Origin of the sequence: Gracilinema caldarium (assembly GCF_029265695.1) — a bacterium.
GTDB classification, from domain to species: domain Bacteria; phylum Spirochaetota; class Spirochaetia; order Treponematales; family Breznakiellaceae; genus Gracilinema; species Gracilinema caldarium_A.
The window spans coordinates 49,607-71,374 of the sequence record NZ_JAJUHW010000011.1 but is presented as its reverse complement, the minus strand read 5'-3'; the positions used below and the strand labels follow the sequence as shown (position 1 = coordinate 71,374).

At 47.6% G+C, this 21,768-nt stretch carries 24 protein-coding genes and 1 pseudogene; 23 read left to right on the top strand and 2 right to left on the bottom strand.

Annotated features, from left to right (window positions below; all coding sequences use genetic code 11):
* From Q7P68_RS05690 to Q7P68_RS05675, 4 genes and pseudogenes are all read left to right on the top strand, one after another.
* Window positions 1–340, top strand: a pseudogene (locus Q7P68_RS05690) (helix-turn-helix domain-containing protein); the annotation flags it as partial.
* A gap of 100 nt (window positions 341–440) precedes the next feature.
* Window positions 441–1,250: a hypothetical protein gene (locus Q7P68_RS05685; protein ID WP_304223875.1), complete on the top strand. Its 810-nt coding sequence runs from the start codon at window positions 441–443 to the stop codon at window positions 1,248–1,250.
* 110 nt (window positions 1,251–1,360) lie between these two features.
* Window positions 1,361–2,113, top strand: coding sequence for a flagellar filament outer layer protein FlaA (locus tag Q7P68_RS05680; protein WP_304223873.1), 753 nt, complete (start codon window positions 1,361–1,363; stop codon window positions 2,111–2,113).
* A 10-nt stretch (window positions 2,114–2,123) separates the two neighbouring features.
* Window positions 2,124–2,843 (top strand): flagellar filament outer layer protein FlaA, encoded by a 720-nt coding sequence (locus tag Q7P68_RS05675; protein ID WP_304223871.1) that lies wholly within the window; start codon window positions 2,124–2,126, stop codon window positions 2,841–2,843.
* Between the two features lie 141 nt (window positions 2,844–2,984).
* Here the strand turns inward: Q7P68_RS05675 and Q7P68_RS05670 are convergent, their stop codons facing one another.
* Together Q7P68_RS05670 and Q7P68_RS05665 are read right to left on the bottom strand one after the other, a co-directional pair.
* Complete coding sequence (locus Q7P68_RS05670) at window positions 2,985–3,728, bottom strand: DUF8091 domain-containing protein (RefSeq protein WP_304223868.1); 744 nt, start codon at window positions 3,726–3,728, stop codon at window positions 2,985–2,987.
* Window positions 3,715–4,011, bottom strand: coding sequence for a hypothetical protein (locus tag Q7P68_RS05665; protein WP_304223865.1), 297 nt, complete (start codon window positions 4,009–4,011; stop codon window positions 3,715–3,717). The genes Q7P68_RS05670 and Q7P68_RS05665 overlap by 14 nt, the downstream gene beginning before the upstream one ends.
* Before the next feature lie 188 nt (window positions 4,012–4,199).
* Here Q7P68_RS05665 and mraZ point away from each other — a divergent pair, with 188 nt between their 5' ends.
* The 19 genes from mraZ to fliE are packed head-to-tail and all read left to right on the top strand — an operon-like array spanning window position 4,200 to window position 21,743.
* The gene (gene mraZ / locus Q7P68_RS05660; protein WP_304223863.1) at window positions 4,200–4,643 is read left to right on the top strand and encodes a division/cell wall cluster transcriptional repressor MraZ; all 444 of its coding nucleotides are present in this window, start codon (window positions 4,200–4,202) and stop codon (window positions 4,641–4,643) included.
* Between the two features lie 13 nt (window positions 4,644–4,656).
* Window positions 4,657–5,619 carry a 16S rRNA (cytosine(1402)-N(4))-methyltransferase RsmH gene (gene rsmH, locus Q7P68_RS05655; protein WP_304223860.1) on the top strand — a complete coding sequence of 321 codons (963 nt, stop codon included), beginning with the start codon at window positions 4,657–4,659 and terminating at the stop codon, window positions 5,617–5,619.
* A complete protein-coding gene (locus Q7P68_RS05650) occupies window positions 5,619–5,909 on the top strand; it encodes a septum formation initiator family protein (protein WP_304223858.1) in 291 nt (96 codons plus the stop codon). The genes rsmH and Q7P68_RS05650 overlap by 1 nt, the downstream gene beginning before the upstream one ends.
* Entirely contained in the window at window positions 5,902–7,308 is a 1,407-nt protein-coding gene (locus Q7P68_RS05645) for a UDP-N-acetylmuramoyl-tripeptide--D-alanyl-D-alanine ligase (protein ID WP_304223855.1), read from the top strand. Before Q7P68_RS05650 ends, Q7P68_RS05645 begins: the two co-directional genes overlap by 8 nt.
* A 2-nt stretch (window positions 7,309–7,310) precedes the next feature.
* Window positions 7,311–8,390 carry a phospho-N-acetylmuramoyl-pentapeptide-transferase gene (gene mraY, locus Q7P68_RS05640; protein WP_304223852.1) on the top strand — a complete coding sequence of 360 codons (1,080 nt, stop codon included), beginning with the start codon at window positions 7,311–7,313 and terminating at the stop codon, window positions 8,388–8,390.
* Between the two features lie 17 nt (window positions 8,391–8,407).
* A complete protein-coding gene (gene ftsW / locus Q7P68_RS05635) occupies window positions 8,408–9,532 on the top strand; it encodes a putative lipid II flippase FtsW (RefSeq protein WP_304223849.1) in 1,125 nt (374 codons plus the stop codon).
* Window positions 9,525–10,346, top strand: coding sequence for a cell division protein FtsQ/DivIB (locus Q7P68_RS05630; RefSeq protein ID WP_304223846.1), 822 nt, complete (start codon window positions 9,525–9,527; stop codon window positions 10,344–10,346). The genes ftsW and Q7P68_RS05630 overlap by 8 nt, the downstream gene beginning before the upstream one ends.
* Entirely contained in the window at window positions 10,339–11,595 is a 1,257-nt protein-coding gene (gene ftsA, locus Q7P68_RS05625) for a cell division protein FtsA (protein ID WP_304223881.1), read from the top strand. Before Q7P68_RS05630 ends, ftsA begins: the two co-directional genes overlap by 8 nt.
* Window positions 11,596–11,649: 54 nt before the next feature.
* Window positions 11,650–12,852 carry a cell division protein FtsZ gene (gene ftsZ / locus Q7P68_RS05620; protein WP_304223845.1) on the top strand — a complete coding sequence of 401 codons (1,203 nt, stop codon included), beginning with the start codon at window positions 11,650–11,652 and terminating at the stop codon, window positions 12,850–12,852.
* A gap of 3 nt (window positions 12,853–12,855) precedes the next feature.
* Entirely contained in the window at window positions 12,856–13,758 is a 903-nt protein-coding gene (locus Q7P68_RS05615) for a tyrosine recombinase (RefSeq protein WP_304223843.1), read from the top strand.
* Window positions 13,755–14,477 (top strand): tetratricopeptide repeat protein, encoded by a 723-nt coding sequence (locus Q7P68_RS05610; protein ID WP_304223842.1) that lies wholly within the window; start codon window positions 13,755–13,757, stop codon window positions 14,475–14,477. The genes Q7P68_RS05615 and Q7P68_RS05610 overlap by 4 nt, the downstream gene beginning before the upstream one ends.
* Window positions 14,470–15,369 carry a DNA-processing protein DprA gene (gene dprA / locus Q7P68_RS05605; protein ID WP_304223841.1) on the top strand — a complete coding sequence of 300 codons (900 nt, stop codon included), beginning with the start codon at window positions 14,470–14,472 and terminating at the stop codon, window positions 15,367–15,369. The genes Q7P68_RS05610 and dprA overlap by 8 nt, the downstream gene beginning before the upstream one ends.
* Before the next feature lie 3 nt (window positions 15,370–15,372).
* Window positions 15,373–17,511 carry a type I DNA topoisomerase gene (gene topA / locus Q7P68_RS05600; protein ID WP_304223839.1) on the top strand — a complete coding sequence of 713 codons (2,139 nt, stop codon included), beginning with the start codon at window positions 15,373–15,375 and terminating at the stop codon, window positions 17,509–17,511.
* Window positions 17,495–18,403: a tyrosine recombinase gene (locus tag Q7P68_RS05595; protein ID WP_304223837.1), complete on the top strand. Its 909-nt coding sequence runs from the start codon at window positions 17,495–17,497 to the stop codon at window positions 18,401–18,403. Before topA ends, Q7P68_RS05595 begins: the two co-directional genes overlap by 17 nt.
* Window positions 18,400–18,933, top strand: a complete 534-nt coding sequence (gene hslV / locus Q7P68_RS05590) for an ATP-dependent protease subunit HslV (protein WP_304223835.1) — start codon at window positions 18,400–18,402, stop codon at window positions 18,931–18,933. The genes Q7P68_RS05595 and hslV overlap by 4 nt, the downstream gene beginning before the upstream one ends.
* 2 nt (window positions 18,934–18,935) lie before the next feature.
* Complete coding sequence (hslU, locus tag Q7P68_RS05585) at window positions 18,936–20,429, top strand: ATP-dependent protease ATPase subunit HslU (RefSeq protein ID WP_304223832.1); 1,494 nt, start codon at window positions 18,936–18,938, stop codon at window positions 20,427–20,429.
* A 45-nt stretch (window positions 20,430–20,474) separates the two neighbouring features.
* Entirely contained in the window at window positions 20,475–20,894 is a 420-nt protein-coding gene (gene flgB, locus Q7P68_RS05580; protein WP_304223830.1) for a flagellar basal body rod protein FlgB, read from the top strand.
* A gap of 9 nt (window positions 20,895–20,903) precedes the next feature.
* Window positions 20,904–21,362, top strand: coding sequence for a flagellar basal body rod protein FlgC (gene flgC / locus Q7P68_RS05575; protein ID WP_304223828.1), 459 nt, complete (start codon window positions 20,904–20,906; stop codon window positions 21,360–21,362).
* 3 nt (window positions 21,363–21,365) lie between these two features.
* Window positions 21,366–21,743, top strand: coding sequence for a flagellar hook-basal body complex protein FliE (gene fliE, locus Q7P68_RS05570; RefSeq protein ID WP_304223825.1), 378 nt, complete (start codon window positions 21,366–21,368; stop codon window positions 21,741–21,743).
* Window positions 21,744–21,768 lie beyond the last annotated feature (25 nt).

Genomic DNA, 21,768 nt, shown 5'->3' with positions numbered 1-21,768 from the left:
CACCAAGCTTGTCGAACGATGCTGGGGAGCCCATCATCATCGTATTCCACCGGGAGCAAAGACCTATCAGAGTGATGTAGAGAGTTCTCATCGGTGGATTGAGGAAGAACTATATGCTGCTGAGACGTTTGCTTCTGAGCAGGATTTTTTGGAAAAAGCAGCCCAATACCAGAAATGGTTTAATTGCGGCCGGTATAATCGCTACAAAGGGAATACACCGTTAAACCTGGTACGAGAGACATACCCGGAACTACCGGCAGAGGTAATAATATTTCCGCCGGTCATTCTTGACAACTTACTGGTTCAGTATAAAGCTGAACTTGCTCTATGGGCTGCCTGATGTCCAGGGGGTACCATGTCTGTTAAACAACCAGGTGCAAGAATCCGTAAAGCCATAGCCACTGTATCAATTAAAAGAAAATTTGCTATAGTTCAGGTTGATGAACATACCTTGGCAAACGGGCGGCAAAAAACGTTTCTATATTTTATCAATCTTCTTTCTGATAATACTTTCTATAGGACTCTTGTTTGTATCTCGGCCTGGTGTCTATATCATGACCGATGAGGCGGAGCTTTTCATTTATGGAAAAAATAGGGCGATTTTACAGACCCTTAAGGCCTCGTTTTCTCTGTTTCGACCGGTAATTATTGTCTCCATGCCATCATCTGCCGATTTAGACCTCCAATTGACATCTATCGAAAAATCTGCGCCCCCGCCAGGGGCCCTCATTGTCCCGATTCGCTACCAGCCTGCAGCTGAGGCTTATTCAAAGAAACACCCTCAGGTTGACGTTATCTTATGGGGGCAGGGGAGTGCTTCTAGCTTTGTAAATACCTTTTTTGTCGATTATGCAGCGGATATTAGCCGGGCTGCTGGAATTGCCGGCCCCTTGGCATCTAAAACGGGGCTTCCTCCTGCGATTGTGTTTCCCCTGTCTTTTACTGAAGAATACCGGAACCAGCTTAAGCAGGCCTTCGATGAGGGCTTATTGGCTTATGGGTTTTCTCAAGGGGCAGTCGTTTTAGAAAAGGGCAATGAAGCAGGTCTGTCCCTGTCTTCGATGACCCTTTTCCCCTCCGATGCTTCATTACAGTCAATTGTAGCCCCAATAATACTCTTTTCCGGTATCCGAAAAGACCTTTTGTCCAAGTCTGTTATAGCGGTATTCGATGATTCCCCCTGGCCCCACATAGCAGCCCTGATATCAGGTGAAAAACGGTTTCTTTCGGTTTTGAATGATGATCTGTAAAACAACGCTCCAGATTAAATTATTTTTTACTAAGGTTTGACAAAGCCTATGCAAGGAAATATAATCTTATTCAATAACCTTTCAACGATGATCGGCAAAAGGAGTAAGGGATGAAACACGGCGGTTTCAAAGCTGTATGCCTGGCTCTATCGGTATGCATGACAGTAGCATCTGTCTTTGCTGCAGAAGAAAAGGCTGTAAACCTGGAATCTAGGATTTTGGAAAATTTTGACGGATCTTCCGGTTATGTCTGGAAGGTAAATGCAAGCAAGTTTGCAACAAAGACGGATAAGGAGACTTTTCCGAAACTTGCATACATAAAAACCTGGCCTGCGGCAATTCATGGTTACAACCGGGAAGGAAAGGATATTAAAAGTCTCGGTATTTGGGGCCGTTTTGACCGGAAAGGTTACAACTGGATCGACATTTACCCCGTAGCCAAGGATGACAAGGACGAGAATCCCGCTGAAATCCCGATTCCCGGCCGGGTCCAATTGCTTGATATGTGGGTCTGGGGAGCTAATTTTAACTATTATCTGGAAGCCTATGTACGGGATTATAAGGGTGTCGTCCATATTATTAATATGGGAGACCTTAATTTTGAAGGCTGGAAAAATCTGCGCATCAATATTCCTTCTAATATTCCCCAAGAAAAGCGCACGCTTCCCAAACGGCAGGCCCTGACACTGGTAAAGTTCCGTATCTGGACACGGCCCGTTGAGCGGGTGGACGATTTCCAAGTTTATATCAATCAGATTAAGGTATTGACCGATACCTTTGAAACTCTTTTTGACGGCGATGAGCTTGCCGATCCCGCGCGGGTCCAGGAACTTTGGACTGCCGGTTCTAATGCAAAAAATTAAGGAGACCGTCATGAAGCGAAGCATATTTGTTTTCATCCTTCTGGCCAGTGCCGCCCTTGTGTTTGCCCAGACTGAAGTTGGAGCCCCCAATCCTGAAAAGGTGGGTGTAGAATCGGCCCAGCAGAAACTGAAAGAAGTCTCTGTCGATAAGTTTGAACAGGCAGGTTTTTGGATTTCTAAAATGTCATCCGATGAAGGCTTTACCACTACCCGTCTTTTCGAAGGAAGTCCGGCCGGCAAGACTCCCATCGCCGAAGAGAAAGACTTAAATATTCCTGATAAATATGTATTGGGTACCCGGGTTGACTTTCTGAGGCGGGGATTTAACACTTTTACGATTCTTCCGTTGCGTCCAATCCCTATTGAAGGCATTACTAAGACTATTTCTGTCTGGGTTGTTGGCCGAAATTATAACCATACCCTGAAAATTATGATTCAGGACTTCTTCGGCAGAGAATATGAGCTGTATATGGGTAAGCTCAATTTCCAGGGATGGAATAAACTCACTGTGGCAATTCCGCCCCAGGCTCCGGATGGCCGGAATGGTATAGTACAGCGGGATTACCACTATAATTCCCAGATGGGTATAAAGGTCACTGGATTCAAAGTGGAATGCGATCCCATGGAGTCCTACGGGAGCTATTACTTCTATTTGGATGATCTTCGGGCCGTTACTGATCTCTTTGCTGAAGAGAACCGGGACCCCGACGATATGGTCGATAGCTGGTAATTCTTTTATTTAGTTTATTAAGGGGGATGTCCAATAAGGTTAGGGCATCCCTTTTTTTATTGTAAGCTAAGGATTTTTTTGATAGTGCTGTCTTAAAGTCTGCGGCTTAGTGCAGTACTTGTTTTCGATTGAATTTCAGCCTTAGGCCCCTATTACTCTGCGATACAGATAGAATGCCCCTTTTTTACCAACTCTTTGTATCAGTCCCATTCGATGTAATACATACACAGCCCTTTGTACGGAAGAATAATTTTGCAATTCTCTGCTTGGTGAACAAAACGCAGCATCGATAGGTTTTCTGTTCATCGCTTGTTCATCCTGAAAACGATTGTAAATATCCCGAATAGTGAATCTTTCTTCTATACTAAAGGGAATAAAAGCAAGATAAGAGTCTGGGTATTGCAGGGTAATTGTGTCGTGAATATGTAGCAGGCTTTTATCAGAGAGACTTATACCCTGTCTTCTCCAGGATCCCTTTCCATCCTGTATTCTTTTTTCTAATATATCAAGGGCAACTAGTTCTATAGTAATATTTTTATGGATGGCAAGCTCTGGCCCGTGCATAAGAGCCTTAAAGAGATCCCAGAGGCTTCCTTTTTTAGGGCTGCGCCGTTTTCGTATAAGAGTCATATCCGCTGAATATGTTTCTATATATCGATTGCGAATAATGGGATGTACTATTTTTACAGTATGGTTTTGGCCTATGTGTCTCAGCTTGTTTTTTAGGGGCCCAAAGCTGCCTGTCTGAATCTCTACTAATTGGCCGCTTGGTGCTTTACAGTCGCAAAAATAGGTGCCTACCGGAACTTCCTGTTCACCGTCGGGCCCTGCATACATCATTTTTAGTTGGGCATGTAGGGTGCTTTCCCGGTTAAATTCGGACATATTTGGACAATTCTGCTGCGGTAAGCTGTTCTAAATAGTGATAAATTTCGCAGCCTCCCCGATGTTCCTTCTTGCTTATCTGCGAAATCCTATACACCAATGTTTTGGTTGTTTTGAGCGGAAGTGGTACAGGATTACCATTTATATCGACGAGCATATTAATAGATAATCGTGCGGGAATTTCCTGAACGTCCCCTTCGGGAAAAACAATAAAGTTTTCTTCGCTGTACATGGTGAGAAGATACCCTGCTTTGATGTCAAATGCAACTGCTGGTATCTGCATGTATGCAAACCAGAGCAATCGTACTGCTCATATACTCATGCTGCAGCTACTAAACAGAATTGTAGTTAAATAGAGCAAAAAATTACTATTTATAATCTTTTCTTTTCTTCTTTGTATTGACTGAGGAAATTTATGTGTCAATAATGTAAACAAGTGGGAAATAGTGGGAAAATATAGGAAAAAGTGGAATGGAGCTATTGACTGGTGAGTTTAAAAACACCTTGGATGAAAAGGGGCGCCTCAGCCTTCCAGCCCGGTTGCGAGCGGAATTGCCCGGTAATATTTTGGTGATGACCCAGGGTGTTGACCGTTGTCTGTGGCTCTTTTCTCCTGAGCAATGGAAGGCCCTGTCACGGAAATTGATGGAAGCCACTTCTCCTTTTCAAGCCCGTTCCCGCATGGTGCAGCGAAGAATCATAGCTCCTGCCCAGGAAGTGGAAATTGATAAGGCTGGTAGGATTGCCATTCCGCAGAGTCTTAGGGAATTTGCAGCTCTAAACCGGGAATGTGTGATCCTTGGAATTGATAAATATATAGAAATATGGGATGCGGATCAGTACCGGCAGTACTGGGATGAAAATGAAGCAGAATTCCGATCTGCGGCGGAAGAGCTAGGCTCGGTATTTCTGTAAGGAGAGGGGATGAATGGAATCTGAGGTCGTCCAATATGTGCATACCCCGGTACTGCTTGCAGAAACCCTACATTATCTAGCTCCCCGCGGCGAAAATGCCCTCATGGTAGATGCTACTCTTGGCGAAGGCGGCCATAGTTATGCTTTTCTTTCCCATTTCCCGAAACTTCGCATCATTGGAGTAGATGCAGACCCAGTGATACAGGAAGTTGCCCGGAAACGACTTTCTGTGTTTGGGGAGCGGATTCACTTCTATTCTGGATGGTCCCATACGTTTTTTGCCGAATATCCCACCGAGATAAAACGCCCGGATCTTATTCTTATAGATCTGGGCATAAGTCTTTTCCATTATGAGAAAAGCGGCAGGGGGTTTAGTTTCAGAAAGGGCGAAATACTTGATATGAGGTTAGATCCCCATTTTGGACCTAGCGCTGCGGATCTTGTTATGCAGCTTCCCGAGGGTGAATTAGCTGATCTCATTTATCAAAATGGTGAAGAACGCTATTCCCGGCGTATTGCCCATGCCATAGTCGAGGCACGGAAAAGAAGTAAAATCGAAACAACCGATGCGCTTGCGGTACTTATAGAAAAAGCAGTTCCCTTATCTTACAGGCATGGACCGATACATCCAGCTACCAGGACGTTTCAAGCCCTTCGTATTGCGGTAAACGGCGAGTTAAGCCGTCTTGAGTCCTTGCTTGACTCAGCGCTGCATGTTCTGGAAAATGGCGGACGGCTTGGAGTAATTACCTTTCATTCCCTCGAAGATCGAATAGTAAAAAATTTTTTCCGGAATCAGAACAAGGACTGCACCTGTCCGCCTGAAGCGCCGATATGTACATGTAAGGGACAGCGGACAGTTGCACTGGTTACAAAAAAGCCGATTGTTCCTGGGCCGGAAGAAATACGAGCCAATCCCCCCAGCAGGAGTGCAAAATTGCGGGTAGTAGAAAAAGTTTTGGAGGAAAACCTGTAATGCTGAAGCGGCTTTTGTTGTATTTCTGGGTTATAAGTATCCCCCTGTTTTTGGGTCTAAATGCTTGGCAGGCTGCCCGTTACTATCAGCTTGCGGAAGAGGTTCGCAGGCTGGAAAAAGTACAGCAAGATCAAATAGAACAAAATAAACGGATTGTAGCTGGTATCGCCGTATTGTCTGGCTCAGAGCGAATTGCAAAAATCGCCCGGGATGAGCTCTTATTGCAGAAAAAGGATCCTTCAGAAATTATGCAGATTCATATTGGTAAAAGGACAAATCAAGATGGCTGATTCCCTGTTGATGTCCCTGGATGAGCTCGTTCAGGCTGTAAAAGGAACTGTGTTATATGCCTCCCCGGCCTCTAAAAATGGCTTTTCGTCCGTTACAACAGATTCCCGTAAAGTAGTTACCGGCAGTCTCTTTGTTGCGTTGCCAGGATCAACCCAGGATGGGCACAATTACATAGAAAGCGCCTTTTCATCCGGAGCCGCAGTTGTCTTAATGCAAGAAGACCGGATCCAGGATTACAAAGACCGGGCTGTTGAGGGGGCGCAAAAACAAGAGGCTGCAGTTATTGCAGTCCCGAATACGCTGCTTGCACTGCAGGAGGCAGCGAAAACATATCTCGATAAGTTCCCTCGATTGCTGAGAATTGGTATTACCGGATCTTCCGGGAAAACAACGGTTAAGGAGCTTACTGCAGCTATCTTACGGCAGGAAAAAAAAGTTATCATGAATGAAGGAAACTTGAATTCCGAAACAGGACTTCCGCTGTCGGTTTTTTCCGTTCGCGCAGAACATCAGATTGGTGTTTTTGAAATGGGTATGAACCGGCAGGGTGAAATCGCCGAGCTTGCGGCGGTTCTGCGCCCCCATATTGCGTTAATAACCAATATCGGGACTGCCCATATCGGAATTCTCGGTTCAAAGGATAATATTGCTAAAGAAAAAAAAGCTATTTTTTCTCAATTTAACGGAAAAGAGCTAGGCCTTATTCCCGAATACGATACCTATGCAGATTTTCTTGCCAGGGATGTGAATGGACAAGTTAAATGGTATGGGCCCCGTTCAACTCCGCTTTTTGGCGGTGGACGAAATTTGGGACTTGATGGTATCGAATTGCTCTGGGGCGGTAAAACAATCCGTATAGCCCTTGCGGGGCAGCACAATATTTTGAACGCCCTCGCTGCGTCGGCCTTGGCAGAGAATGCGGGAGCTAGTATAGAAGCGGTCTATAATGGTTTATCTTCGGTAAAACCGCTCTTTGGACGGGGCGAAATATTTAAGGGACCCATTACCTTAATTCGTGATTGTTATAATGCTAACCCTGAATCGACTATTGCAGCCATTGAGTTTTGTGATGATCTTAATTGGTCAGGCAAAAGAATTTATGTGATTGGATCCATGCTGGAACTGGGAACTGACTCTGAGGCGGAGCATCGCAGGGTTGCTTCTGTTCTATCTCATTCAAAGGCGGATGTCATATTCCTTTTTGGTGCGGAAACCGAATGTATGCAGGAAGTTCTGCGCACTAATGCAAAAGCAAAGGTTTGGCATACCACTGATATGGAATTGCTTAAAAAGGAACTTGCTTCCGCTGTATCTGAGGGGGACCTGGTTCTCCTTAAAGGATCCCGGGGAGTTGCCCTGGAGCGATTAACTGATGTTGTAAAAAGTCAAGGAGTATAGTCATGTTTCTTGAGTATTTATATCCCCTGGTGAAATACTTTACCCCCTTTAACGTTTTCCGATATCTTACATTCAGAGCTGCCTATGGAGCCCTGACCGCTCTGTTTATCTCATTCCTATTCGGGCCAAGGATTATCGAAGCGCTTCGCACCCTGAAAGTCGGCCAGTCTATACGGGATGACGGCCCCCAATCGCACCTTAAGAAGGGCGGTACCCCAACTATGGGCGGTACCCTGATCATTTTGGCTGTTGTTGTTTCTGTTATCCTGTGGCAGGATCTGCATAATTTTTATGTATGGCTCACTTTGGCAGGTTTTCTTGGTTTTGGTGCGGTCGGATTTATAGACGATTACCTTAAGGTAACCCAAAAAAACTCTAAGGGCCTTCCCGCCTGGGCAAAACTGGTAGGGCAGTTCGGAGTAGCCATAGCGATAACGGTGACTCTGTATTATTCACAGGATGATCACATCACCAAGCTGTATATTCCATTTTTCAAAAATCCCGTGATCGATATGGGATGGACATGGATTCCGTTTGCGGTGCTGCTTTTGGTCTGGGAATCCAATGCGGTTAATTTGACCGATGGTCTTGATGGCCTTGCTATTGGCTTGGTTATCCTCGTCTTTATTGCCCTTTCTCTACTTACCTATTTAAGCGGACGGGCTGACTATGCTGCCTATCTTGGTATCCCCTACCTTCCGGGAGCAGGAGAACTGACTATTTTTTGCCTTGCGGTGGTCGGGGCGAGCGTTGGTTTCCTTTGGTTCAATGCGCATCCTGCTGAAGTGTTTATGGGCGATGTGGGCAGCCTTTCCCTTGGCGGCCTCATGGCAGTTCTTTCCTTAATTATCAAGAAAGAGATATTGATTTTAATTATCGGGGGAGTTTTCCTGCTGGAAGGTCTTTCGGTTGTTTTGCAGGTTCTCTCTTATAAGTTAAGGAAAAAACGCATCTTTAAGATGGCGCCCCTGCACCATCATTTTGAACTGTCCGGGTGGGCCGAAACAAAGGTTGTTATTCGGTTCTGGATTTTGGGAGGGCTCTTTGCCCTTATCGCTATTTCAACACTGAAAATCCAATGAGTAATTATAATCTGGGGATGGAGTGGGCCGGCGCAAAAAAGCAAGCGGATCCACTGCTAGTGAGTATTATACTTCTCATTTTAGGCATCGGTCTTGTGACCCTGTATTCGGCAAGCTACGCATATGCCCAAAGAGCCTTTAATGATAGTAATTACTTTATCAGCCGCCAGATAAAATTTGCCCTTCTAGGGCTTTTGCTCTTTTTTATAGCCTCAAGGATTAACTTAGATCTTATTCGAAGGGTAATAAAATTTATAGTGATTGGGACCCTTGTTCTTTGTATTCTGCCTATATTCCCCGGTCTTGGTATTGTGAAAAACGGTGCGAGCCGCTGGATAAATATATTTGGTTTTTCTTTTCAGCCTTCTGAACTGGCAAAAATTGTGCTTCCCCTCTATTTAGCCCATATGTTTGACAAAAAGCAGGACCGTCTACATGAAATTAAAGGGACAACCATTCCGCTCACCATTATGGTTTTGGCGTTCTTTTTTGTAGTATACCTGCAGAATAATTTTTCTACCGCCTCTTTTCTCTTTTTTAATGCCATGGTTATCTTTTTCCTGGCTGGCGTGAGATTCCGTTTTTTTATCAGTTTTGCAGTGGTTTCCCTTCCTTTTGCAACTATTATGATTTTATCAAGGGAACATCGTTTGCATCGCTTACTCAATTTTTTGCAGCCTAATTGGGATCCCCTCGGCACGGGCTTCCAAGTACGGGCTTCCATACTCACAATAATGTCCGGCGGTTTTTGGGGTAAGGGAATAGGCCAGGGACAGCGAAAAATTGCCAGTGTGCCAGAAATTCAGTCGGATTTTATTTTTTCTTCCTTCGCAGAAGAAACCGGATTTCTAGGTGTTACCCTATTCTTTGTGATGGTTCTGTTTTTAATGTTCCGGAGCTATCGTGCTGCCCTACGGAGCGATTCAGTGTTCCTAAGGCTGCTGCTTCTTGGTATCGCGACCATGCTGATTTCTCAAATAGTCTTGAATATGGCAGTCGTTGCTGCGGTTGTTCCTGCCACTGGGGTTCCCCTGCCGTTTTTTTCAGCCGGCGGTTCATCCCTTGCCATGATGCTGTCGGCAGCAGGTCTACTCGTGAACGGTTCGAGACAAAGTGCAAAGATGGAGGATGCAAATGTCTGATGGCTTTTTATTTATTGATCAAATAGTAAGTACCGAAGCCGAAGCACCTCGTTATTCTCGAAAGGAATCGATCCTAAAAAGAATTACCATTATTCTTGCAATTATTTTAGGAATTGAATTGCTGTATTTCCTTTGCATTGTTCCATGTATGCCCTTAAAAGCTGTCAGAGTAAGCCCAATCAACGGAATGCAGCGGCACGAATTGCTGCAATACGCGGGAATTTCCGAATCTACCAGCTTTATAAGTATGGATGTAAAAAGGGTGACAGAGGCATTGCTTTCTCTTCCATTGGTAGAATCTGTAACTATAACCAGACATTTCCCTAATGCTGTTGATATCGTCATAACAGAGCGAACCGCGGTTGCGGTCTCTCTTGCAAAAGTGTCAGGCAAGCTGGTACCGGTTTATATTGATAAACATGGCGTCATATATAAGATTGGAGGAGAAGCGATTCCTAGCTTGCCTCTTGTATCAGGTTTGGTGTTTGATCAGGTTGTGCCGGGTATGCGTCTGCCTGAACAACTGAAGAGTTTTTTTACTTCCCTTGAGACTTTGGAAAGGAGCAATCCTGTCCTGCTTCAGGCTTTGTCGGAATTACGGATACAGCAAAAGGCCTATGGCGGCTATGAAATTATTGTATATCCTGCCCAGAATGTGGGGAGGGTCAGGCTCGGCTCTGAGTTGAATGAAGAAGTGCTTCGGTATATGATGCTGGTTCTGGATGTGCTTGCATCCAAGGGCATTCAAGCTGATGAAATTGATTTCCGGACGGGTACAATTTCGTATCGGACTAAGGAGGCCTCCTCTGGCTAGCGAAGATTTGGTGGTCGGACTCGATATTGGTACGACCAAGGTATGTGCCATTATTGGCGAACGAAATGAATATGGTACTCTTGAGATAACCGGTATTGGAACGAGTCCTTCTACGGGTCTGCGTAAAGGTGTGGTTGTCAATATTGAAGCAACCCTTCGTTCCGTAGCTGCGGCTATAGAAGCGGCTGAAATGATGAGCGGCCGTGAAGTCCACGCATGTTATACCGGTATTGGCGGATCCCACATAGAAGGCATAAATTCCCGCGGTGTCGTAGCCGTAACCGGCAAAAATAGAGAAACCAGGGAAATCGCGCAGGCCGATATTGACCGGGTCATCGAGGCGGCCCGGGCGGTGGTCATCCCCATGGATCGGCAGGTGCTCCATGTTATTCCCCAAACCTATATTGTGGATGACCAAAAGGGCATTCGGAATCCATTAGATATGATCGGTGTCAGGCTCGAAGCGGAGGTTCATATCATAACCGGTTCGGTTACATCGGCCCAAAATCTTGTAAAATGTGTGAACCGCGCTGGTTTCCGTGTACAGGACCTGATCCTGCAATCTCTTGCCGCGGGCCGGGCAGTCCTTACCCCTGAAGAAAAGGAGCTTGGCGTTGCCTTAATCGATATGGGAGGAGGCACCACGGATATTCTTGTCTACGCGGAAGGGGCCCCCTATTATACTGCAACCATTCCAGTCGGAGGTTCCCAGGTTACGAGCGACCTTTCGATACTTAAAAATATTTCCTACGAATCGGCTGAAAAGATAAAAATTCAGGCCGGTTGCTGCTGGGAAAGTCTTTTAGATGGAGAAGAGGATGTCCTAGTCCCCGGTGTGGGTGGTAGGCCGCCGGTATCTATTCCCCGGCTGCAGATTCTGCGCATTATTCAGCCGCGGATAGAAGAATTATTTCATCTTGCTAAAGAAAAAATTGACAAATTAAGCCTCGCAAGGCCCCTTGGGGGCGGCATTGTGCTGACCGGAGGGGGCTCTCAATTGGTCGGTGTGGCTGAGTTGGCCGCCCATATCTTCAATCTGCCGGTCCGTGTTGGCGTTCCCCTTTCCGTGGGAGGTCTTGTGGAGGAATATCGTAATCCTACCTACGCGACGGCGGTGGGACTTGTGTTAGAAGGCGCTGACCGGGAGGTTTTTCATCCATCGGAACGGGGCGACTCGCGGAACCATGAGCGAACCCAGGGGTCCTTTGTGTCGAAACTTGCGGAGTGGCTTAAAAAAGAGTTTTTCTAATCATAGTATCATCCGGTGGGGACCGGATAAAATAGTGGTTTTGGGGGGGGGAATATGAATATTGAGGTACTGGAAGAACGCACCAATGGGCCGAGTCCCACAGTAATTAAAGTCATCGGTGCAGGCGGCGGCGGATCTAATGCGGTGAACCGGATGATCGAATGCGGACTTAAAAATGTCCAGTTTATCGCTGCAAATACGGATCAGCAGGTCCTGGAACTTTCTAATGCTCCAGTCAAGCTGCCCATAGGATCTAAACTAACCTCTGGTCTCGGAGCCGGCGGAAAGCCCGAAATTGGTGAAAAGGCCGCGCTTGAAGACCGTGATATGATTGCCAATGCTCTTAAAGGGGCCGATATGGTATTTATCACCGCCGGCATGGGTGGTGGTACCGGTACGGGAGCTGCACCGGTTATTGCTTCGGTGGCTAAGGAACTTGGAGCTTTAACTGTCGGCGTGGTCACCAAGCCCTTTGAGTTTGAAGGAAAGTATAAAATGCGTCTTGCCGAAGAAGGTATTGCCAAAATGCGGCAGGCTGTGGATACACTGATTGTTATTCCTAATCAGCATCTACTTAAGATTGTCGATAAAAAGACTTCAATAAAAAATGCATTCCTCATTGCTGATGATGTACTCCGTCAGGGTGTACAGGGTATTTCGGATCTCATTACCATTCCGGGTATTATCAATATCGATTTTGCGGATGTTCGCAGTACCATGGAAGGCCAGGGTGATGCCTTGATGGGGATCGGAATCGGCACTGGAGAAAACAAAGCGGTCGATGCGGCAACCAATGCAATCAATAATCCGCTGCTGGAAGACTGCCGGATCGAAGGCTCCCGTCGTATCCTGGTCAATGTAACCGGTGGGGATGACCTAACGCTGACCGAATACCAGGAAATTGTGCAGATTATTACCGCCAATGCGGATGAGGATGCGATTATCATTTCCGGTACTGCTATGGATCCTACCTTCCAGGACAAAGTGCAGGTTACAGTCATTGCCACCGGTTTTAATGGTGCGGCAAAGCCGGGACCAAAGGCTACCGTATTGGCCGAAAAGGGAAGAAACATCGACAGTGATTTTATCCGTTTCGATGAATGGCAGACCATGACGGGAAAGAAAAGTTCCGATTTTCTAAGCCACCGGAACTTAGGAGACGATGATCTTGATATTCCTACGGTAATCCGGGATCGGAAATTTGCCCAGGAACTGCTTGGTTCGGATAAAGCCAGGGCCGAAAAAAAGGAATACTGATTCATGAATGGGGCCCCCTTGCTTTCAGCCTATCATTCCCGGCTTCTTGCGATTGAACATAGATCTCCGCTCACCGCTGAGACCTACGAAGCAGAAATAGCTCGTTTGCTGGATTGGGCGGAGCGGGAACAACAAAATGTAATAGAGTTGGATGCTCAGGTTTTGCAGCGCTATCTGGAATTTCGCAGGGATGTTCAAGCTTTGGATTCCAGGTCTGTCGCAAAGGCTATTTCGGCCCTAAGGTCTTTCTTCCGTTTTCTTTTCGATCAAGGGCTCAGGCAGGATAACCCCGCAGCCCTTTTGGAGGCTCCTCGAAAGAGGCAGCGAATACCTAAGGTACTTGCCCGGGAGACGGTGGATGCCCTGCTCTCCAGTATACCCCTCGATAATCCCCGAGGTGTCAGGGACAGGGCCCTTTTTGAATTGGTCTATTCCTGCGGGTTGCGAATTTCAGAAGCGGTTCATCTTAATATCCAGGATGTTTATTTTTCCGAGGGTGTCTTGAGGGTTTCAGGAAAGGGTAACAAAGAGCGGCTTGTTCCATTTGGAAGCGAAGCTGAAGCATGGCTCAAACGCTATCTTAATGAAAGCCGGCCCCAGCTTGCCCGTCATATTAAGAATAGGGCTCTTTTTATAAGCCGACGGGGCAAACGACTTTCCCGTAAGGGAATATGGAAAAATTACGCCCAACTTGCTGCTGCTTTAGGCATTAGTTCTAAACTGCATACACTTCGTCATAGTTTTGCCACAGAACTGCTTGCAGGAGGAGCGGATCTCCGGTCTGTTCAGGAACTGCTGGGCCATGCGGATTTAACAACCACTCAGATATATACCCATGTGGATAATGCGGTGCTCCGGGAGCAGCATCGTCGTTTTGTTCCCAAACTTCGGGGGTACATGGAATGAAAAAAGTTTGGATCCTGATAGTGGTATTGGTTTGTATTGTGATCTTTGCCCTGGGGGGCTATTTGATCCGGAGAAACGCCAGCTGGGGTGCCCTCGCGGTTCGCATCTCCGAAATGGGCAGCGGCGGTGCTCCGCCTGAAACAATCGAGGGGCTAAAAAAAGCGATTGCTACCTATGGTGACCGGATAGAGATGTATAGCCGGGATGTAGCCCAGGTTGGCATTTACTGGAAAATTTTATCAGTCCGTCTTATGGACAGAAAATTATATGGAGAAGCCATAGAAACGCTCCAGAAGGCAATTCGGCTTATGCCAGAGGATGCGACACTCCATTATCTTTATGGTTTATCCTCTTCGATACTGGCTAAGTCTACCTACGGAAAAGAAAAGTCGAGCCTCTTTGCCCAGGCCGAGGCAGCCCATCTTCGTGCCATAGAACTGGATAAAAAGTATGCCCGTCCGCTCTATGCCATTGGGGTACTCTATGTTTTTGAATTGGATAAGCCTGAAGCTGCAATCCCCTATCTTACAAGGTATCTCGAATTGCAGACCAGGGACGTGGATGCCATGTTTATTCTTGCCAGAGCCTATTTTGTGACCGGGAACCTAAAAGAAGCGGCGGCCCTGTACGACAAGATTATATCCATTACCAAGGATGCTTCGAAAAAAGCCGAAGCGGAAAACAACAAGAAAACCATATTGGATCGTCTCTATGAATGAAGCTCTTGTTTTGGCCCAGAGTTTAACACTTCTCACCGGTCTAAAAAAACAAGAACAGCTTCGGCTATTTATTCATATTGGATCGACTGCTCAATTCTGTTCTCTGAAAGGTTCTGATATCGAAGCATTGCTGGAAAGACCTTTACAGAGTTCCCAGTGGAATGCAGAGCAGCTTGTAGATAGGGCTCATAAACAGTTGGAACATTATATGAAGCGTTCGGTTAATGCGGTGCCTTATGGAGATGTCGCATATCCGCCGCTTCTAACTGAATTGGCAGATCCTCCACTAATTCTGTATTATCGGGGAGTACTCCCGGATCCGGAGCAGCCCATGGTTGCTGTGGTTGGCACGAGAAACCCTACCGGAGCTGGCCGCACCCAGGCATATACGTTTGGTTTTGACCTTGGTAGTAAGGGTATTGCTGTTGTGTCCGGTCTTGCTCGAGGTATTGATAGCATGGCCCATCGGGGAAATCTGGAAGGCGGGGGAAAAACAGTGGCGGTATTGGGCAACGGCCTTGACTCTGTATATCCTGTTTCAAATAGAGCCTTGGCTTTAAGAATCTTCCAAAATGGTGGCTGCCTCATAAGCGAATATCCACCGGGTGTTCCCCCTTACAAGTGGCATTTCCCTGAGCGAAACCGTATTATCGCTGGCTTTGCAAGGGATACTATTGTGGTAGAAGCTCCTGAGCATTCAGGTTCTCTCATAACAGCCCAATTTGCCCTTGATCAGGGACGTGAAGTGTGGATAGGTTCGGTGTGCCGTACCAGCCCTCAAGGCCAGGGTGGAAGAACTCTGGCAGAAGACGGAGCTATATATATTGATTCAGTGCAGGCTCTTTTTAACGAATGGAATCAGGTTATGAATGAAACAGCGCAAGAGGAGTAAATGATGGCAACAGGAACCAAAAAGAAGGAATCTAAGGGCAAGACCCTGGTTATTGTTGAATCTCCGGCAAAAGCAAAAACCATAGAGAAATACTTAGGCGCCGATTATACTGTTAAGGCTTCCATGGGGCATCTCATTGACCTTCCTAAATCTCGGTTGGCTATCGATGTGGACCATAACTTTGAACCGGAATACATTACCGTGCGCGGCAGGGCAAAGCTGCTCAAAGAACTGCAGACAGATGCAAAGAAGGCGTCTTTGGTGCTGCTGGCAAGCGATAATGACCGGGAAGGGGAGGCTATTGCCTACCATCTGCGAAACGCCATACAGGCAAAAAGCGGTGCCACTCCGATAAAACGGATTGTTTTTAATGAAATTACTCCGGTCGCTATAAAAGAAGCGGTGGTCGAGCCTGCAGATATAAACGAAGCTCTGGTGAATGCTCAGAAGGCCCGGCGGGTTTTAGACCGTCTGGTGGGTTATAATCTTTCTCCCCTGCTCTGGAAAAAGGTAAAGAATGGCCTTTCCGCAGGCCGTGTCCAGTCGGTAGCCTTAAGGCTTATTTGCGACCGAGAAAAAGAAGTAGAATCCTTTATTCCCGAAGAATACTGGACGCTGGACGCGGATTTTAAGAAGGGGAAAGCGGCTTTTACCGCCCAGCTTGTATCCTGGAAGGGCGAAAAACCGGTATTGCCGAACGAAGGTGCGGTAAAGGAACTTATCGGACAGCTGCAACAGGCCAAAGCAGAAGTTGTGGACCGCAAGGAAAGCGAAAAATCAATTAGGCCGAAACCGCCCTTTACTACCTCTAAGCTGCAACAAGCGGCGGCAAACCGTCTAGGCTTTACGAGCAAGAAAACTATGCAGATAGCCCAGCAGCTCTACGAGGGTGTAAATATCGGAAACAGCCGAGTGGGTCTTATCACCTATATGCGTACCGATTCGGTCCGTATTTCCCAAGCTGCCTTAAACGATGTCCGTTCCTGGATTACCGAACACTATCCTAAGGAACTGCCCGAAGAAGCTGTATCCTATACTATTGAGAAAAAAGCTCAGGATGCCCATGAAGCGATCCGGCCGACCTATGTGACCTATACCCCCGATTCGGTTAAGGATTATCTCACCAGGGATCAGCTGAGGCTTTATACGATTATTTGGGAACGTTTTGTTTCAAGTCAAATGAAACCAGCCCGGTCTAAAACCATAAGCCTGGATATTGCGTGCGGCGATGGGATCTTCCGGATTTCCGGTTCAAAGCTGGTGGATAAGGGATTTTATCGGGTTCTTAAGCTGCTAACCAGCAAGGAAGAAAAGGAAAATCCTTTGCCAGAAATTGCGGTGGGAGAACAGCTCGAGATTGTAAAATTTTATCCTGAGCAGCATTTTACCCAAGGCCCAAGCCGCTACACCGATGCCACCATCGTGAAGACCCTGGAAGAAAAAGGCATTGGCCGTCCATCAACCTATGCGCCTATTATTTCAGTGCTCCTGGAACGGTACTATGTGAGCCGTTCGAACAAGCAGCTGGTACCGACGATGCTGGGCCGTATGATCTGCGACATGTTGGTGGAGTACTTCCCCGATGTGGTGGATGTGGGCTTTACCGCTACAATGGAAAACAAACTGGACCTGGTGGAAGAGAATCAGGTGAGCTGGCCCCAGATGATCCGGGAATTTTATGATCCTTTTATTAAACGGGTTCAGGATGTACAGCAAAGCTTTGAGTCATACAAGGGTTCTCTGGATGAGCCAACGGATTTTACCTGCGAACTCTGCGGAAAACCAATGGTAAAAAAACTCGGCCGTTTTGGATATTTTCTTGCCTGTTCGGGGTTCCCGGAGTGCAAAAACACCAAGAGCATTCCACTGGCCAAGTGTCCTCGGCCGGGCTGCACCGGAGATATTGTGGCGCGGAAAAATAAGGGCCGGGGCAAGGAATTTTACGGCTGTACCCGGTATCCGGACTGCGATTTTATTACCCATTTTAAGCCCCTGCCCATTAATTGTCCGAAATGCGGTCAATTCTTGGTAGAAAAATATGACAAGAAAAACGGATTCCACAAGGCATGTATCAATCCAGACTGTGATTATCTCCACAGTGTTGACGATGAGACAGGGAGTGAACATGACGGAGAAGATTGAAGAGTATCTTGAATATCTTCGTACCGTACGGGCCGTATCTCCCAGAACTCTTGATGCTTACAGCCGGGATCTAGAGCGATTTGCTCAATACTGTGCCAATCACAATATCACAGTGGAAGTCGCCAGTCCCTATGAAGTGCAGAGTTTTATTGCGGACCTTTCGGCTGAAGGAGCTGCCGCTGTTTCTATTAATAGGGCCCTCTCTTCTGTACGGGGCTTTTACCGGTATCTCTATCGGTTTAAATTCCGGTCCGACGATCCTACGTCAGAACTGCGGAACCTTAAGTCCCCAAAACAGCTCCCTACCTTTTTATGGGAAGGGGAAATGGCTCGATTTGCGGAGCTTCCCGATACAGCGGGGATTTTATGGCCCGAACGTGACAAGGCGCTTATTATGGTCATGTATTCGGCGGGACTCCGGATTTCTGAAGTCGCTAACCTGAGGGTTCAGGATCTGGACCGGGATCTTTCTGGTGCCTGGGTACTCGGTAAGGGCGATAAGGAACGGCAGGTGTTTTTCTCCGATGAAGGCCGGGAAGCCCTTGCCCAATACCTGCAGAGCAGGGAACACAGGGTGAACAGGGCGATCAGTACGGATCGGCTTTTTATCAACAGAAATGGAGGTCCCCTCTCTGTCCCCGGTATTCGTTGGATTATCGGGAAATATGCTGAACGGTCGGGCTTGGACAAACCTATCCATCCCCACTCTTTGCGGCACAGTTTTGCGACCCACCTGGTAAACGCTGGCTGCGATGTCCGGATGGTTCAGGAACTTCTTGGACACGCAAGTCTTTCTACTACCCAACGGTACACCCATGTAGATATGGAAGGCCTTAAACGAATATACAAAAAAGCCCATCCCCATGGGATGCGGAAAGGATCGGCACGATGAAAATTAGAAGCACTACAGTTATCGCGGTCCGCCGGGACGGCAAGGTTGCCATGGCGGGCGACGGCCAGGTAACCGCAGGAAATACGGTGATGAAAAACAATGCCCGCAAGGTACGCCGCATGTATGACGGCAAGGTCCTCTGCGGTTTTGCTGGCGCGACGGCCGACGCGTTTACTCTCTTTGAACGCTTTGAGGCAAAACTTAAGGAATACAACGGCGACCTTCAGCGTTCTGCGGTAGAGTTGGCCAAGGACTGGCGGATGGATCGGGCTTTGCGGCGTCTTGAGGCCATGCTTATTGTGGCGGACAAGACAAGAACACTGCTCATATCAGGCACCGGCGATGTGATTGAACCGTCGGATGCCGCCCTTGCTATCGGTTCAGGCGGTCCCTATGCCTACGCAGCGGCTTTAGCCTATCTGGACGGCAGCACCATGGGTGCCCGTGAAATTGCAGAAAAGAGCCTTAAAATCGCGGGCTCTATCTGCATATATACCAATGATCAAATCACTGTAGAGGAACTGAATTAAGCATGAAAGATATTACGTTTGATAAAATTGGAAAGGATGTGCTTACTCCCCGGCAGATTGTTGCAGAACTGGATAAGTATATCATTGGGCAAAAAAAGGCAAAACGGGCGGTAGCGGTAGCCCTGAGGAATCGGGTTCGCCGCCTTAAGCTGCCCGCCGAATTACGGGAAGATATTGCACCAAAAAATATATTGATGATCGGGCCCACCGGTGTCGGTAAGACTGAAATTGCTCGGAGGCTGGCAAAGCTCGCTGGGGCTCCCTTTATTAAAGTAGAGGCCACCAAATACACCGAAGTGGGTTATGTCGGTCGGGATGTGGAATCGATGATCCGGGACCTCATGGCTGCGGGCGTACAAATGGTAAAGCAAGAGATGCAGGACCAGGTTAAGGCTGAAGCCGAACGGCGGGCTGAAGAACTCCTTCTGGATCTTTTGCTTCCCGGTTCCAATAAGGCTCCGGGCGGATCGACCAATTTGTTTGCCAATTTATTTAACCCCATGCCCCAAAAGTCTTCTGTGCAAGGCGGACCGGGCGGAGAGGGTGCTATCTCAGCAGAAATACAACAGGAGCTTCCCCGCGGTCTGGAAAGTGGAAATGCAGGGGCGACGGAAAACCAAAGTCGAGAAAAACTGAGAACCATGCTCCGGGAAGGAAAACTAGAAGACCGCACCGTGGAAATCATGGTACAGCAGGCGCCCCAGATCCCCGCAATGGAAATACTGGGGGGGCCTGGCATGGAAGACCTGGAAAACAGCCTGTCCGGTATCGTTGGTATGTTTGGCGGCGGAAAAAAGAAAAAGGTTGTGACCGTAAAGCGGGCCCGGGAAATCCTTGTAGCGGAAGAAGCAGAAAAATTGATAGATCGGGACCGGATGACCGAAGAAGCCCGCCGGCGGGTTGAAGAAACCGGCATTGTGTTTATTGACGAAATCGACAAAATCGCCGCCAAGGGAGGCCAATCAAGCGGCCCTGATGTGTCCCGGGAAGGTGTGCAGCGGGATATACTGCCCATTGTGGAAGGCTCAGTGGTGAATACCAAGTGGGGCCCGGTGGACACAAGCCATATTCTCTTTATTGGCGCCGGAGCATTTAACGTAAGCAAGCCTTCGGATCTCATTCCTGAACTGCAGGGACGGTTTCCCCTGAGGGTTGAGCTTGAATCCCTGGGTAAAGATGAATTCCTCAGGATCCTTACGGAACCTAAAAATGCCCTTATTAAGCAATATACGGATTTGCTTGCGGTGGAAGGGATTAGCATCGAGTTTACCCCCGGGGCCATTGAACGGCTTGCGGCTCTGGCAGAAGAGGTGAACTCACGGCTCGAAAACATCGGGGCTCGCCGGCTCCATACGATTATGGAGGCCCTTTTGGAAGAAGTGTCCTTTGAGGCTCCGGATATTGCGCCGGCTTCTATCCCGATTACGGAAGCATATGTGGATGAAAAACTGAAAGGTTTGGTGGTGGATCAGGATCTGGGCAGGTATATCCTGTAAAGAGGGTCATCTTTTTTGCCGATGAATGTGAGTAGGGGGTAGTGGATGAACATTTCCAATGATTTTACCAAGACTGTGGATATCCTGCATCGAGCTATGGATGCGAGTCTTGTCCGCAGGGATGTGATTGCCAACAATATTGCAAATGCGGATGTCCCCAACTTTAAGCGTTCTGTCGTAAACTTCGAGAGCGAACTGAAAAGGGCTTTAGATTCGGCAAAAAACAAGCCGGCCCTTGAACTCACCCTGACCGATCCTAAACACATTCCCAACTGGCGTGAACGGGATTACCGGGAAGTACAGCCCCGCCGTGTTCTGGATTATGTGACAACTTCGAAAAACAATGGCAACAATGTGGATCCGGAAGAGGAAATGATGCTTTCGGTGCAGAACCAGCTCATGTATACCCTCATGGCCCAGGCTCAAACCTTTGAGTTCGGCCAGATCAACCTGGTCCTGAGGTAGGAGTAAGCTATGGGATTGTTTAGTTCAATTAATATTGCCGCCAGCGGTATGACCGCCGAACGGCTCCGCTCTGATGTAATAGCGGACAATATCGCCAATGCTTCCACCACGAGGACTGCAGAAGGGGGACCATTTCGGAGAAGTCGGGTTATTTTAAGGCCCCGTACCGAGCAGCCCTATTGGCGGTCACCCTTTTTGCCGGACATGATGGACGGCGGTGTTGGAAAGGGTGTCCGGGTTGTCACCGTAGAAAAAGACGATTCTAAGCCCCGGCTTGTGTATGATCCTACCCATCCGGACGCAATAAAGACCGGTCCGCGAGCTGGGTATGTGGAAATGCCGAACGTAAATATAGTTACCGAAATGGTAGATCTCATCGCCGCATCCCGGGCCTATGAAGCGAACGCGGCAATTGTGAACGGTTCAAAAGCGATGTTTATGAAAGCCCTGGAAATCGGGGGGAGGTAATAGATGACCATATATAAGCCAGAACTGGTAAGCGGCGACAAAATTCCTATGGCGGTTACTAATCCCCGGCACCTGGTCCCCATGACCGGTCAGTATCAGGCAAGCGGTACTGCCCTTTCCGAACTTGGGAATAAGGTCGGAGCAGAAGCGGTACTCAGGAGCGGATCCTTTGAGGATGCGATGCTTAAAGCACTGGATTCGGTAAATGCGGATCAGAATTTGTCTACTGACCTTATGGAAACCATGGTGACCGACCCCGATTCGGTGGATCCCCATGATGTTACGATAGCAATGGCAAAGGCTAATCTTTCCCTCAATATTACCCGCACAGTGCTGGACAGGATCGTAAAAGGATGGAAAGAGATAATAAATACACGGTAAGAGCGTAAGGTTCTTCTGGGGAGGG